Annotated in this window: 10 protein-coding genes; 7 read left to right on the top strand and 3 right to left on the bottom strand. The window is 65.2% G+C overall.

The window, feature by feature from the left end; all coding sequences use genetic code 11:
- Window positions 1–411 precede the first annotated feature (411 nt).
- From NE609_RS15100 to NE609_RS15090, 3 genes are all read left to right on the top strand, one after another.
- Complete coding sequence (locus tag NE609_RS15100; RefSeq protein ID WP_101551832.1) at window positions 412–786, top strand: RidA family protein; 375 nt, start codon at window positions 412–414, stop codon at window positions 784–786.
- 168 nt (window positions 787–954) lie between these two features.
- Window positions 955–2,277 (top strand): uracil-xanthine permease family protein, encoded by a 1,323-nt coding sequence (locus NE609_RS15095; RefSeq protein WP_256152975.1) that lies wholly within the window; start codon window positions 955–957, stop codon window positions 2,275–2,277.
- Window positions 2,278–2,296: 19 nt separating this feature from the next.
- Complete coding sequence (locus tag NE609_RS15090; protein ID WP_242970860.1) at window positions 2,297–2,941, top strand: transcriptional regulator; 645 nt, start codon at window positions 2,297–2,299, stop codon at window positions 2,939–2,941.
- Window positions 2,942–2,987: 46 nt separating this feature from the next.
- Here the strand turns inward: NE609_RS15090 and NE609_RS15085 are convergent, their stop codons facing one another.
- Window positions 2,988–3,623, bottom strand: coding sequence for a transcriptional regulator (locus NE609_RS15085; RefSeq protein WP_121586383.1), 636 nt, complete (start codon window positions 3,621–3,623; stop codon window positions 2,988–2,990).
- Window positions 3,624–4,020: 397 nt separating this feature from the next.
- On the opposite strand from NE609_RS15085, the gene ssnA reads away from it, so the two are divergent.
- The 3 genes from ssnA to hydA all read left to right on the top strand — a co-directional run bounded on the left by ssnA (window position 4,021) and on the right by hydA (window position 9,875).
- Window positions 4,021–5,355, top strand: coding sequence for a putative aminohydrolase SsnA (ssnA, locus tag NE609_RS15080; protein WP_256152974.1), 1,335 nt, complete (start codon window positions 4,021–4,023; stop codon window positions 5,353–5,355).
- A gap of 51 nt (window positions 5,356–5,406) precedes the next feature.
- Complete coding sequence (gene ygfK / locus NE609_RS15075) at window positions 5,407–8,430, top strand: putative selenate reductase subunit YgfK (protein WP_256152973.1); 3,024 nt, start codon at window positions 5,407–5,409, stop codon at window positions 8,428–8,430.
- Between the two features lie 68 nt (window positions 8,431–8,498).
- Window positions 8,499–9,875 carry a dihydropyrimidinase gene (hydA, locus tag NE609_RS15070; protein WP_256152972.1) on the top strand — a complete coding sequence of 459 codons (1,377 nt, stop codon included), beginning with the start codon at window positions 8,499–8,501 and terminating at the stop codon, window positions 9,873–9,875.
- 55 nt (window positions 9,876–9,930) lie between these two features.
- Here the strand turns inward: hydA and NE609_RS15065 are convergent, their stop codons facing one another.
- Both NE609_RS15065 and xdh read right to left on the bottom strand, forming a co-directional pair.
- Window positions 9,931–10,527 carry an NTP transferase domain-containing protein gene (locus NE609_RS15065; RefSeq protein ID WP_256152971.1) on the bottom strand — a complete coding sequence of 199 codons (597 nt, stop codon included), beginning with the start codon at window positions 10,525–10,527 and terminating at the stop codon, window positions 9,931–9,933.
- Window positions 10,528–10,691: 164 nt separating this feature from the next.
- Window positions 10,692–13,256 (bottom strand): selenium-dependent xanthine dehydrogenase, encoded by a 2,565-nt coding sequence (xdh, locus tag NE609_RS15060; protein ID WP_256152970.1) that lies wholly within the window; start codon window positions 13,254–13,256, stop codon window positions 10,692–10,694.
- 249 nt (window positions 13,257–13,505) lie between these two features.
- Here xdh and dpaL point away from each other — a divergent pair, with 249 nt between their 5' ends.
- A complete protein-coding gene (gene dpaL / locus NE609_RS15055) occupies window positions 13,506–14,720 on the top strand; it encodes a diaminopropionate ammonia-lyase (RefSeq protein ID WP_256152969.1) in 1,215 nt (404 codons plus the stop codon).
- Window positions 14,721–14,864: the final 144 nt, after the last annotated feature.

Here is a 14,864-nt window from a genome sequence, read left to right as displayed (position 1 = left end):
CCCCCCCCCCCCCCCCCCCCCCCCCCCCCCCCCCCCCCCCCCCCCCCCCCCCCTCCCGCGTTTCCTCGGGACTCCGACGGGGAGACGCGGCGAAAATTGCCGTCCCTTTCCATGGGCGGCGGATGGTTGTGGGCGGAGGATCACCTGCATCAAACGTTTCGTGGTCCGGGGGATGTTTCGCCGTTCCCGCACGGCTTTTTCATCCCTCCTCACGGACGGCGGCGGATGGTTGTGGGCGGAGGATCACCTGTATCGAACGTTTCGGGGTCCGGGGGACTTTTCAAAGTCCCCCGGAGTCCCCAGGGGTAAGAAAATTTTGTTAAATTTCTGAAAAATGATAATAAAAAACTATCATTTTGCGGCGGGGTCTGGTATAATAAAGGCAACAACCAACCATAGGAGGCAGTCAATATGAACAAAATGATTTCTGCAAAGAACGCGCCCGCGGCGGTAGGACCCTATTCCCATGCCGTACTGGCGGGCAACACCCTCTACACCTCCGGACAGCTGGGGCTCGACCCGGTGAGCGGAGAGCTTGCGGCCGGGGTGGAAGCGCAGGCGAAGCAGGCGCTGGAAAACCTCAGGGCGGTGCTCGAGACGGCGGGAATGGACTTTCAGGATGTCACCAAGACGACGGTTTTCCTCTCGGACATGGGGGATTTCGCGGCGATCAACGCGATTTACGCGCAGTACTTCACGGGAGAGGCCCCGGCGCGCTCCTGCGTGCAGGTCGCGGCGCTGCCCAAGGGCGCGGCGTTTGAGATCGAAGCGGTCGCCGTCAAATAAAGACGCCGCATTAGTATGACTTATAGAGAAAGTACCCAAAATCGACGTTGATATTTTTTTATCAACATCCGATAAAATGATTGCAACCGCCCGCGTTTTGCGTTATAGTGGATAGCGGGAAGACAAAAAAATATTAGCACAAAAAAATATTTGTTAGGGCGTGTTGTGATGAATGAAATGAAAGCTCCCGCAGGTTCCGTATTCGAGATGTCCGGCGTGCCGCCGATGAAACAGGTCGTCCCGCTCGGCCTGCAGCATGTGGTCGCCGCGATCGTCGGCGTCATCACCCCCGCAATCCTCGTCTCCAACGCCGTGGGGCTGGAGGTGGCGGACAAGACGCTGCTCATCCAGGTGTCGCTGCTCATTACGGCCATCGCGACGCTCGTGCAGGTGTTCGGGCTGTGGCGCGTCGGCGCGAAGCTGCCGGTCGTCATGGGCGTCAGCTTCGCCTATGTCCCGACGCTGCTCGCGCTCGCCAACGGCTACCACGACCTCGGCGTCATCCTGGGCGCGCAGATCGTGGGCGGCTGCGTCGCGATCCTCTTCGGCATTTTCGTCAAGCAGTTGCGGGTCTTCTTTCCGCCCATGGTCACCGGCACGGTGATCTTTACGATCGGCCTCTCCCTCTATCCGACCGCCGTCAAATACATGGCGGGCGGCGCGGGCGCCGCCGACTTCGGTTCCTGGCAGAACTGGCTGGTCGCCGTCATCACGCTGGCGGTCGTCATCTTCTGCAACAACTTCACCAAGGGCGTCACCAAGCTGGCGTCCATCCTGATGGGGATCATCGTGGGCTATCTCGTGGCGCTCTGCTTCGGCATGGTCGACTTCTCCTCGGTGGGAGCCGCGGGGATCGTCGCGGTGCCCGTGCCCTTCAAGTTCGGGATCAAATTCGTCCCGGCGGCCTGCGTGTCGATGGCGGTCATGTACATCGTCAACTCGGTCCAGACGATCGGGGACCTCACCTCGACCACGCTGGGCGGACTCGACCGCGAGCCGACCGACAGGGAGCTTTCTGGCGGCATCGTCTGCCAGGGCGCCGCGAGTGTCGTGGGCGCCTTCTTCGGCGGCCTGCCCACCGCGTCCTACAGCCAGAACGTGGGTATCGTCACCGTCAACCGGGTTGTCAACCGGGTCGTCTTCGGCTTCGCCGCCGTCGTGCTGCTGATCGCCGGCTTCGTCCCCAAGTTCTCCGCCCTGCTCACCACCATCCCGCAGTGCGTCATCGGCGGCGCGACCATCTCGGTCTTCGCCACGATTACGATGACCGGCATCCGCATGATCTCCTCCGCCGGGCTCACCCCCCGCAATGTCAGCATCGTCGGCATCGCGGTCGCGCTCGGCGTGGGCGTGACGCAGGTGTCCGGAAGCCTCGCGGGCTTCCCCGAGTGGGTCGGAACCGTATTCGGCGGCTCTTCGGTGGTCATTTCCACGCTGATCGCCATTCTGCTGAACCTCATCCTGCCCAAGGACCGGGCAGCGGGTAAATAACGGTTTTCAAAAGGAGCGGATGCCTTTGAACAAGACTCTCACCGCATATCTGCCGCTGGTCGACTTTCTGGCCGACTGCATGGGGGAGAACACGGAGGTCGTGCTGCACGACCTGACCGACTGGCACGAGTCGGTGGTCGCGATCCGCAACGGGCATATCAGCGGCCGCCAGATCGGCTCGCCCGTGACCGACCTGACCCTCAACGTGCTCAAGTCGGCGGCGTTCGAGCAGCAGTCCCATATGGCCAACTACCAGGGAATCGTGAAAAACGGGCACCGGCTCAAATCGTCCACCTTTTTCATCAAGGACGAGACGGGCAAGCTGGTGGGGCTGCTCTGCATCAACACCGACTACCACGAGCTGCTCGAGGCGCACGACAAGCTGGGGGCGCTGATCGGGGAGCTGGGACTGCGGGCCAACCTGCCGATCACCGAGAGCTTCAACATGAACGTGCGCGAGCTGGTGCAGGCGAACCTGCACCGGGTCTGCCCGGGGTACGAGGAGCAGGTGGGGCGCATGAGCCAGAAGGAGAAGCTCGAGGTGATCGAGGGACTCAGCGACCTGGGGACCTTCCTCGTCAAAGGCGCGATCGGCTGCGTGGCGGAAAGCCTCGGCGTGTCGGTCCCGACGATCTACCGCTACCTGAATATGATCAAGAAATAGACAGAGGCCCGCTCCACAGGAGCGGGCCTCTGTTTCGCGCGGGGGGCTACGCCTTCGCGTCGATGTAGCTGTAGAGGGTGTACTTGGAGATGCCGAAGTACTTCGACACCTTGTCGCCGCTCTTGGTGATGAGGAAGGCGCCGGTGTCGTTCAAAAACTGGATGGCCTTGACCTTGTCGTCCTTGGTCATGAGGGCGACCGGCTTGCCGACGAGGCGGACGCTCTGGGAGATCAGCTCGTCGAGCAGCTCGTTGACGTTCTGGGAGATGCGCTCGGGCTCCTTTTCGGGCGCGGCGGTGGAGACGATGGGCTTAAGGGCACTCTCCACCATGAGCAGGCCGGTGATGTCGAAATTGATCGAAAAGATGCCCACCGCGTCGCCGTTCTCGTCGCGGATGTAGATGGTGCTCGACTTGAGGATGCGGCCGTCCTTCGTCTTGGTGAGGTAGCCGATCTGGTCGCGGAGGGCGCTGCGGTCGCCGTGCAGCGCTTCGAGCACGATGTGGGAGGGGCCGTCGCCAAGCTTGCGGTGGGTGACGTGCCCGTTTTCGATCGCGACGACGGTGTGGTCGACGCTGTTGTCCGAAAGGTCGTGCACGACGACTTCACAGTTCGGCCCGAACTGCTCGGCGATCCCCCGGGCGAGCTGGCGCAGGAAGGCCAGCGTGGTGGCGTTCAGCATGGCGGTAGCTCCTTTGTCGAAATTGGTCTGATTCCATCATAGCACGTTCCCGGCAATTTGCAACAAAAACTTTGCAGGCTAAAAATTTTTTTTGAGAAAACGCGCAGGAACTATTGCATTTTGGGCCCGTTCATGGTAAACTAAAACCAAAGACGAAGGACGGAAAATTCTGTACAATTCCAATAAATTCTTTTGTACAAAGCGACAAGTTTATCGGATTCGTGGCTGCAACGGAGTGCTTCGCGCACGGGCTGGATGATCACCCCACCGGGGAGGTCCCATGCGCGGCATGCCTGCGGGGCCGGACGGGGAAGGGTGTTCATCCACAGGATGGACGCCTTTTTTGGCTGTTATGCGCTTTTCCACAAGCGTACCGCATGATGAAGGAGGAAAAAACATGTTACTGATCGGAAACGGACGGCTGATCACCCGCGGGGCGCACAACCGCCTGATCGAAAACGGCTGCGTGGCGGCCGACGGGAATGTGATCGCGGCGGTCGGGACGACGGAGGAACTGAAAAAACGCTATCCCGGGGCGGAGTTCATTGACGCGCATGGCGGCATGATCCTTCCGGGGCTCATCAACGCCCACAACCACATCTACAGCGCCTATTCGCGCGGCATCGCGATCAACGGCTACAACCCGCAGAACTTCCTCGACATCCTCGACGGCATGTGGTGGACGATCGACCGCAACCTGCTCCTCGAGGACACCCGCATGAGCGCGCTGACCACCTATATCGACTGCATCAAAAACGGCGTCACGACCGTGTTCGACCACCACGCGAGCTACGGCGAGATCCCGGGGAGCCTCTTTGCGATCGCGGACGCGGCGAAGGAGACGGGGGTGCGCACCTGCCTGTGCTACGAGGTGTCCGACCGCGACGGCGCGGAGAAGATGCGCCAGGCCGTGAAGGAGAACGCCGATTTCATCGCCTTTTGCAAAAAGGACAAGACCGACATGGTCAAGGGCATGATGGGCCTGCACGCCTCCTTCACCCTCTCGGACGCGACGCTCGCCCTCTGCCGGGAGAACACCCCCGCGGACGCGGGCTTCCACATCCATGTGGCCGAGGGGATGACCGACGTGTACGACTCCCTCAAAAAATACGGCAAACGGGTCATTAACCGCCTCTTCGACAACGACATCCTCGGGGAGAAGACAATTACCGGCCACTGCATCCATGTGAACGGCACCGAGATGGACATTCTCAAGGAGACGAACACCATGGTGGTACATAACCCCGAGAGCAACATGGGCAACGCGGTGGGCTGCCCGCCGACGATGGAGATGATCCACCGTGGGCTGACCGTGGGGCTCGGCACCGACGGCTACACCAACGACATGTACGAGTCGATGAAGGCGGCCAACTGCCTGCATAAGCACAACCTCTGCGACCCGACCGCGGCCTGGTCGGAGGTGCCCTACATGCTCTTCGAGGGGAACCCGGCGATCGGCGCGCGGTTCTTTGAAAAGAAGCTCGGCGCCCTCGAGCCCGGCGCGGCGGCGGACATCATCGTCACAGACTACGACCCGCTCACCCCGCTTTCGGCGGACAACGTGAACGGCCACACCCTCTTCGGCATGAGCGGCCGCCAGACGGTCACGACGGTCATCGACGGGAAGGTGCGCATGAAGGACCGGGAACTCGTCGGCATCGACGAGCGGGAGGTCCTGGCAAAGTCCCGCGAGCAGGCGGAAAAGATGTGGGCGCGCATCAACGCGCGGTAAACGAGCAGAACAAGCCGGGCGGGGAAACCCGGATAACAGGAGGAATCTTTTATGAGCGATCGCATGCGGCCGATCCCATTCGGCCAGTTGATGGACTGGATCATCGGGGAATACCAGACTTACGGGAGCATCTTCGGCGTCTCGAAGCTCGTCCGCCACGCGGAGGACGAACCGCGGCTGCCCCTTTTCGGCGAGCAGATGGAGGCCCCCTTCGGCCCCGCGGCCGGCCCGCACACCCAGCTCGCCCAGAACCTGATCGCCGCCTACGCGGCGGGCAGCCGGTTCTTTGAGCTCAAGACGGTGCAGACCCTCGACGGCGAGGACCTGCCGGTCGCAAAGCCCTGCATCAACGCGCAGGACGAGTGCTACAACGTCGAGTGGTCGACCGAGCTGCGGGTGCCCGAGGCGTACGACGAGTACGTCAAGGCGTGGTTCGCGCTCAAGCTCCTCTCCCGCGAGTGGGGGCTCGGCAGCCCGGACGGCTTCATCTTCAACATGAGCGTCGGCTACGACCTCGAGGGGATCAAATCCCCCAAGATCGACGCCTTCATCGAGGGGCTCAAAAACGCGGAAAACACGCCCGTCTGGGCGGAGTGCCGGACGTGGGCGCTCGAGCACCTCGGCCGCTTCCAAAAGCTCGACGCCCGCTATGTCGAAGAGATCTCCCCCAGGGTGTGCACCTCGATCACCCTCTCGACCCTGCACGGCTGCCCGCCGCAGGAGATCGAGCGGATCGCGACCTACCTGCTGACCGAGAAGGGGCTCAACACCTTCATCAAGTGCAACCCGACCCTGCTCGGCTACGCGTACGCGCGCGAGACGCTCGACGCGCTCGGGTTCGACTATATCGCCTTCGACGACCACCACTTCAAGGAGGACCTGCAGTTCGAGGACGCGGTCCCGATGATCGGGCGGCTGCAGGCGCTCGCCGACGGGCGGGGGCTGGCGTTCGGCGTCAAGCTGACCAACACCTTCCCGGTCGACATCGCGGCGGGGGAATTGCCCGGCAATGAGATGTACATGTCCGGGCGGAGCCTCTTCCCGCTGACCGTTTCGGTGGCCAAGATGCTCTCCAAGGCGTTTGACGGAAAGCTGCGCATCTCCTATTCGGGCGGCGCGGACATCACCAACGTCGAAAAGCTCTTTGCGGCGGGCATCTGGCCGATCACGATGGCCACCACCCTCTTAAAGCCGGGCGGCTACCAGCGGTTCACCCAGATCGCCGAGCGGCTGCGCGGCTGCGGGGACCAGCCCTTCGCGGGGGTCAACACCGCAAAGGTGAGCGAGTATGTGGAGGACGCGATGGGCGACCCCTACTACCGCAAGCCGATCAAACCCCTGCCCTCCCGCAAGATGAAAAGACACGTCCCGCTCGTCGACTGCTTCGCCGCGCCCTGCCGCGCCGGCTGCCCGATCGAGCAGGATATCCCCGCCTACCTGCGCCTCGCGGGGGAGGGCAGGCACCTCGACGCGCTGCGGGTCATCACCGAGCGCAACCCCCTGCCCTTCATCACCGGCACCATCTGCTCCCACCGCTGCATGGACAAGTGCACGCGCAACTTCTACGAGGATTCGGTCCACATCCGCGAGGTCAAGCTCGAGGCGGCCCAAAACGCCTATGACGAGCTGCTGAAGGAGCTGCGCCCGGCCGCGCCCGCGAAGGGCAAAAAGGTCGCGGTCGTGGGCGGCGGCCCGGCCGGAATCTCGGCGGCCTATTTCCTCGCCAGAGCGGGCGTGCCCGTCACCGTCTTCGAGCGCAAGCGGCAGCTCGGCGGCATCGTGCGCCACGTCATCCCCGCCTTCCGCATCCCGACCTCCGCCATCGAAAAGGACGCCGCGCTCGCGCGCGCCGTGGGCGCGCAGTTCGAGCTCGGCGCGGAGATCGGCTCGGCGCAGGAGCTGCTGGACCGGGGTTACACCGACGTCATCCTCGCCACCGGCGCGTGGAAGCCGGGGAAGCTCCCGCTCGAATACGGCGGTGCGATGAATGTCATTGAATTCCTCGAGCGGTGCAAGAGCGATCCCGACGGCCTTTCGCTCGGGGAGAACGTCGTCGTGATCGGCGGCGGCAACACCGCCATGGACGCGGCCCGCGCCGCCGTGCGCGCGCCGGGCGTCAAGAAGGTGCGGCTCGTCTACCGCCGCAGCCGCCGTTACATGCCCGCCGACGAGGAGGAGCTCGCCCTCGCCCTTTCGGACGGCGTCGAGTTCTGCGAGCTGCTCGCCCCGGTCGGCGTCCGGGACGGCGTGCTCAAATGTGAAAAGATGGTCCTTGGCGCGCCCGACGCGTCCGGCCGCCGCAGCCCCGTCCCGACCGGCGAGACGGCGGAGGTGCCGGCCGACACGGTGATCGCGGCCGTCGGCGAGCGGGTGGACACCGCGCTCTATGAGCGCTGTGGCGTCGCGGTGGATTCGCGCGGCCGCGCGGTCGTCGACCCCGGCACGCTCGAGACGGGCGTTCCCCACGTCTATGTCGCGGGCGACGCGAACCGCGGGCCCGCCACCGTCGTCGAGGCGATCGCCGACGCGACGAAGGCGGCGAAGGCGATCGCGGGCGTCACGGTCGAAACCTATACCGCTACCAACGCGAGCCCCGACTACGGCCGCGCGCTCGCAAAGAAGGGGACCCTCTGCACCGACTGCGCGTCCTGCACCGAGTCCCAGCGCTGCCTCGAGTGCGCCACCGTCTGCGAGTGCTGCGCGGACGTCTGCCCCAACCGCGCGAACCTCGCCATCCGGGTGCCCGGGCGGCGGATGCGCCAGATCGTGCACGTCGACGGCATGTGCAACGAGTGCGGCAACTGCGCGACCTTCTGCCCCTACGACAGCGCTCCCTACAGGGATAAGTTCACCCTCTTCTGGAGCGAGGCGGACTTCGCGGACAGCGGGAACGAGGGCTTCCTACTGCTTGACGCCGAACGCCAGCTCTACCGCGTGCGCCTCGATGGGCAGGTCGCGGATTACGCGGTGGGCGAGGAGGGCTGCGGCCTTCCCGACGAGATCCGCCAGCTGATCACGGCGGTGTGGGAGGGTTACCGCTACCTCTTCGGCCGCCAGACGGTCACGACGGCATAAAAACGACCCTCAAAGAGGGGCGGGGCGCGGCCCCGCCCCTTGAACGCTTTTCAACAGGAGGCTTTCATATGGCACTGCTCATTCAAAACGGCCGGGTGGTGACGCCCGAACGCACCTTCGCGGCGGACGTCCTCGTGCGGGATGGAAAGATCGCCGCCGTCGGGCCGGGCCTGCCCGCCGACGGGTGCGAAACCTACGACGCGGCGGGCTGCCTCGTCTTTCCCGGCTTCATCGACGCGCACACCCATCTCGACATGGATAACGGCGTCACGGCGACGGCGGACAACTTCGCCACCGGCACGCTGGCGGCGGTGTGCGGCGGCACGACGACGGTCGTCGACTTCGCGACGCAGGACAAGGGGGGCACCCTTGCCCGCGCGCTCGAGGCGTGGCACAAAAAGGCGGATGGAAAATCCTCCTGCGACTACGCCTTCCACATGGCGATCACCGACTGGAACCCTGCGGTGGCAGAGGAGATCGGGGAGATGGTGAAGGCGGGCGTGACCTCCTTCAAGCTCTACCTCGCCTACGACAACCTGCGCGTCACCGACGCCGAGCTCTACGAAATCCTGAAGAGGGTCGGGCAGGCGCACGGGATCATCGGGACCCACTGCGAAAACGGCGACCTCGTCAACGAGAAGGTCGCCGAGCTCCGCGCGGCGGGAAAGCTCGGGCCGCGGTACCACGCCCCCTCCCGGCCCGACTATGTCGAGGCGGAGGCGGTCGCGCGCTACTGCTACATCGCCGGGGCGGCGGGGGTGCCGGTCCACATCGTCCACCTGAGCACCCGCGCGGGGCTCGAGGAGGCGCGGCGCGCCCGCGCGCGCGGACAGAAGGTCTACCTCGAGACCTGCCCGCAGTACCTCGTCCTCGACGGGAGCCGGTATGACGCGCCCGGCTTCGAGGGGGCGAAATATGTCTGCTCGCCGCCGCTCAGAAGCCTCGACGACCAGGCGGCGCTGTGGGAGGCGATCCGAAACGGCGAGATCGACTCGATCTCCACCGACCATTGCAGCTATAACCTCGCGGGCCAGAAGGATTTGGGACGGGACGATTTCAGCAAAATCCCCAACGGCCTGCCCGGCATTGAGCACCGGCCCGCGGCGGTCTATACGGCGGGGGTCGCCGTCGGGCGGATGACGGAAAACCAGATGGCGGCGCTGCTTTCGGAGCACACGGCGCGGCTCTTCGGCATGTACCCGCGCAAGGGGGCGATCTCGGTGGGCGGAGACGCGGACATCGTGGTGTGGGACCCCGCCGCCCGCTGGACGATCTCCGCCAAGACCCAGCACCAAAACTGCGACTACACCCCCTACGAGGGGATGGAGGCGCGGGGCCGCGCGAAGGCGGTTTTCCTGCGCGGCGAGCTCGCGGCGGAAAACGGCGAGCCGGTCAAAGAGGTGCTGGGAACCTTTGTCGCGCGCGGTGTGAGCGAATACTATTGATGACACATAAAAGAGGAGGAGGCCCCCGGCCGGGGGCCTCCTCCTCTTTTATCCGTTACGGTTCCATCTTTGCGATCGCATCGAGGTCGCCTCGGTAGTCCACGTCGAGCAGCTCGCGGCGGTTGGCTGCCTCGACGACGCGCAGCAGCTCCGGGTGCGCGTCGATCACCGCGCCGCCCGATTTGCCCGGCGGCAGCGCCGCCAGCTCGCCAAAGAGGGCGCGCGGGAAAAAGACCGGGTTGCCGCGCTTGCCCCGGTGGCCGAGCGCGGCGATCGAGCCGGGGTGCGCCAGAAATTCCGCCCGCAGCGCCCCGATGCTCCGCGCGGTGAGCAGCGGCTGGTCACAGACCGAAAACATGCAGCCGACGGCTTCGGGGTCGACCGCCGCAAGCCCCTTGCGGATGGTGACCGCCATGTCGCCCGTCGTGTCGTCGTTTTCCACCACCGAATAGCCGAGCAGCGCGGCGGACACCGCCACCTGCGGGTAGCGGGTGACGACGATCACCTGCTGGAACAGCTCGCCGGGGAAGTTGCCGAGCACCACGTCGGCCATCGGGCGGCCGCCGAAATCGGCGAGCAGCTTGTTGTCGCGAAAACGCGTCGAACGGCCCGAGGCCAGGAAGATGCACGTCAGTTTCCGCGCGTCGCCCATATCGCGCCCTCCTTCTGCCGCCGGCGTTTTTGCCGGCCTCTCTGCTGACAGTATACCACGGCCCCGCCCGCGAAACAACTTCATTGTTTCGCAAAGCCGCCTGCGGCGGCTTCCGCCCGACAGAGCCGGACGGGGCGGGGCCTTCCCGCGCCCTGCGGCGCGTTTTATTTTTTGCGGCTGTAGGGGGTATCCTCGAGCGGGAGCCGGGTGCGGAATTTGCCGTCGAAGTTGTAGTAGGCCAGCTGGACGGCGGGCGCGGTTGGGATCGAAGCGATCTCGCCGATGCCCTTGGCGCCGCGTGCGAGCTCGGATTTGGCGGGCCCCTCGACGATGACCGCCTCGATGTCGGGGGTCTCGGTCGCCTTGAAGAGCCCGAGGGTGCCGAACTTGGCGGTGGGCCTGCCGTGGTCGAGCGGGTAGTCCTCGGTGAGCGCGTAGCCGAGGCTCATGACCACGCCGCCCTCGATCTGCCCCTCGACGCTCACCGGGTTGATCGCCTGGCCGACGTCGTGCGCGGCGATCACCTTGCGGATGCGGCCGTTCTCGTCGAGGTCGACGAGATGGGTCGCGTAGCCGTAGGCGACGTGGCTGACGGGGTTGGGCTTGTCGGAGCCCAGCTTATCGGTCACGCCGAGGTATTCCGCGGAAAATTCCCGGCCCTCGAGCGCGCCGAGGGAGGAATCCGCGAGCGCGGCTTTCAGTTGGAGCGCGGCCTGCCGCGCGGCCTCTCCGGTGAAGAGGGTCTGGCGGGAGGCGGTCGTGTTGCCGGCGTCGGGCGCGAGGGCGGTGTCGGGGGTCTGATAGGCCACCCGCTCGAGGGGGAGCCCGGTCACGTCGCAGACGATCTGGGTGACGACGGTGCCCATGCCCTGCCCGATGCAGGCGGCGGAGGTGTGGATCTGCACCCGGCCGTCCTTGATGAGCAGGCGGCAGCGCCCCGTGTCGGGGATGCCCACGCCGAGGCCGCTGTTCTTGATCGCGCAGGCGATGCCCGCCCTGGGGTGCGCGTCGTAGTAGGGCTTCACGGCCATCAGCGTCTCGACGGCGGCGGTCGTCTCGTCGGCAATCTGGCCGTTGGGGAGCACCTGCCCGGGCCGGATGGCGTTGCGGTAGCGGATCTCCCACGGGGAGATGCCCACTTTTTCGGCGAGCAGGTTGAGGTTGCACTCGGTGGCAAAGCAGCTCTGCGTCACGCCGAAGCCGCGGAAGGCGCCCGCGGGGGGATTATTGGTGTAGTAGGCCTTGCCGTCTATCTCGATGTCCTGGTAGTTATAGGGGCCCGCCGCGTGGGTGCAGGCGCGCTGGAGCACCGGCCCGCCCAGCGAGGCGTAGGCGCCCGTGTCGGAAATAAGCGTCGCCTTCATCGCGGTGAGATAGCCGTTTTCGTCGCAGGCGGTCGTGAACTCCATCTCAAAGGCGTGCCGCTTGGGATGGATGAGGATGCTCTCCTTCCGGGTCAGCGCGACCTTGACGGGGCGTTTGGCCGCCAGCGCGAGCAGGGCGGCGTGGTGCTGGACGCTCATGTCCTCCTTGCCGCCGAAGCCGCCGCCCACCATCCTGGCGACGACCCGCACCTTTTCGGGCGGCAGGCCGGTCGCCTCGGCGCACTCCTTCTTGGTCTGGTAGATGCCCTGGTCCGCCGAATAGATGACGACCCCGTCCCCGTCGGGCATCGCGAGCGCCGTCTCGGTCTCGAGGAAGGCGTGCTCGGTCGGCGGGGTGGAGTAGCGGGTGGTCACCACATATTTGGAGCGGCGGATCGCCTCGTCGGCGTTTCCGCGCACCAGATGCTCGTGGGCGAGCAGGTTGCCGGGAGTTTCCTCGTGTACGAGCGGCGCGCCGGGGGCCATCGCCTCGGCGGGGGAGAAGACGCCGGGCAGCTCCTCGTATTCCACCCTGACGAGGGCCTTCGCCCGTTCGAGCGTCTCACGGTCCTCGGCCGCGACGAGCGCGACCGCGTCCCCGAGGAAGTGGGTGATCCCGCCGACGGGGATGAGCACGTCGTAATCCTTCTTGAGATGGCCGACCTTGGGGTTCCCGGGCAGGTCGTCGGCGGTGAGCAGGGCGACGACGCCGGGCAGCGCCCGCGCCTCGGTCGCGTCGATCGAGAGGACCCGCGCGCGCGGATAGGCGCTGCGCACGGCGCTGCCGAAGCAGAGTCCTTCGACGCGCATGTCGTCGACATATTCCGCGTCGCCCACCGTCTTGGCGGGCGCGTCGACGCGGGGCAGGTTTTCGCCCACCCTGCCGGTGAAGGTGCAGGCGGGGGCGGGAGTACCCTCACGGAGGAGCTTCGCGGCCAGCAGCACCGCCTCCTCGATCTTTTTGTAGCCGGTGCATCGGCAGATGTTGTTTTTGAGCGCCTCCTTGACCTGCGCGCGGGTCGGGTCGGGCACGGCGTCGAGGAGGCCCTTGGCGCTCATGACCATGCCGGGGGTGCAGAAGCCGCACTGGACCGCGCCGCAGTGGGTGAAGGCGTAGGCGTAGACGTCCCGCTCGCGCGGGGTGAGCCCCTCGCAGGTGACGATCGATTTGCCGGCGCATTTGGAGGTCTTGAGCACGCAGGCCTTGGTGGCCTTGCCGTCCACCAGGATCATGCAGGTGCCGCAGGCGCCCTCCGAGCAGCCGTTTTTCACCGAGGTGAGCCCGAGCATCTCGCGCAGGAAGGTGAGGAGCTTTTCGTCCTTTTCGGAGACCACCTGTCTGCCGTTGACCGTCATTGTAACCATCGTACCGTCCTCCATCCGAATTCCGCTGAATGCCGAAAAATAAGTAATACTTTTATAAATCCACCCTAAGTTTATCATGCCGATGGTGGAAAAGCAATAGTCAATTTCGACAAATTCTAAAAAATTTTTAGGTAAAACAAAATTTTTTAAGAAAATCTATTGACTTGCCTTTTTCCTGTGCTATGATGGGGTTAAGAACAAAAGTCATACTTGCCCCGGAAGACCGTTTTAACAGGAGGAGAGCAGAGCATGGAACAGATCAAATGGGCGGCGAACCGGATGCCGAAGGGGGACGACCGGGAGCTGTCGGTCATGGCGCTCGAGAATGTGGCGAAGGCGCGCAGATTCCACCAGAGCTTCCCGCAGTATTCGGTGACGCCGCTGGCGCGGCTGGACCGGATGGCGGCGCAGCTCGGGCTGGGCGGGTTCTTCGTCAAGGATGAGTCCTACCGCTTCGGCCTCAACGCCTTCAAGGTGCTGGGCGGGTCGTTCGCGATGGCGCGCTATATCGCCGGGGAGCTCGGCCGGGACGTTTCGGAGATGACCTACGACTACCTCACCTCCCAAAAGCTGCGGGAGGAATTCGGGCAGGCGACCTTCTTCACCGCGACCGACGGCAACCACGGGCGGGGCGTCGCGTGGGCGGCCAACAAGCTCGGGCAGAAGGCTGTCGTACATATGCCGAAGGGGAGCACCAAAACCCGCTTCGACAACATCGCCAGAGAGGGCGCGCAGGTGACGATCGAAGAGGTCAACTATGACGACTGCGTGCGCATGGCGGCGGCGGAAGCCGCCGCGACCCCGCGCGGGGTGGTCGTACAGGACACCGCATGGGAGGGCTACGAGAAGATTCCGGCGTGGATCATGCAGGGCTACGGTACGATGGCGTCGGAGGCGGCCGAGCAGCTCCGCGAGGCGGGCGTCGACCGTCCGACCCACATCTTTATCCAGGCGGGCGTCGGCTCGCTGGCGGGCGCGGTCCAGGGCTACTTTGCAAACCTCTTCCCGGACAACACGCCGACAACGGTCGTCATGGAGGCGCAGGCCGCCGACTGCCTCTATAAGGGCGCGGTCGCGGCGGACGGCAAGCCGCGCATCGTGGGCGGCGATTTACAGACGATCATGGCGGGGCTCGCGTGCGGCGAGCCGAACACGATCTCGTGGGAGATCCTGCGCAACCACGCGAGCTTTTTCGTCTCCTGCCCCGATTGGGTCGCGGCCAAGGGGATGCGGATGCTCGGCGCCCCCTACAAGGGCGACCCGCAGGTCATCTCGGGGGAGAGCGGCGCGGTCGGCATGGGTCTGGCGGCGGCGCTGATGGAGGACAACACCTACCGCGAGCTGCGCGAGGCGATCGGGCTCGGGAAGGACTCGAAGGTGCTGATCTTCTCCACCGAGGGGGACACCGACCCGGAGAACTACCGGAAGGTCGTGTGGAACGGCGCGAACCCGTCCTATCAATAACGGCTTTCTTTTTTTGAAAGAAAGCCGGCAAAGAAACCGCTTCTCAGGATAAAACGTCTTGCGCCCTGCGGGGCGCGCGGCCCGGCCCCCCCCCCCCCCCCCCCCCCCCCGGCCCCCCCCCCCCCCCCCCCCCCCCCCCCCCCC

The sequence above is a fragment of the Anaerotruncus sp. DFI.9.16 genome (genome assembly GCF_024461615.1).
GTDB lineage: Bacteria > Bacillota > Clostridia > Oscillospirales > Ruminococcaceae > Anaerotruncus > Anaerotruncus massiliensis.
The sequence above is the reverse complement of the archived record's forward strand: the minus strand, read 5'-3'. Positions and strand labels throughout refer to the sequence as shown.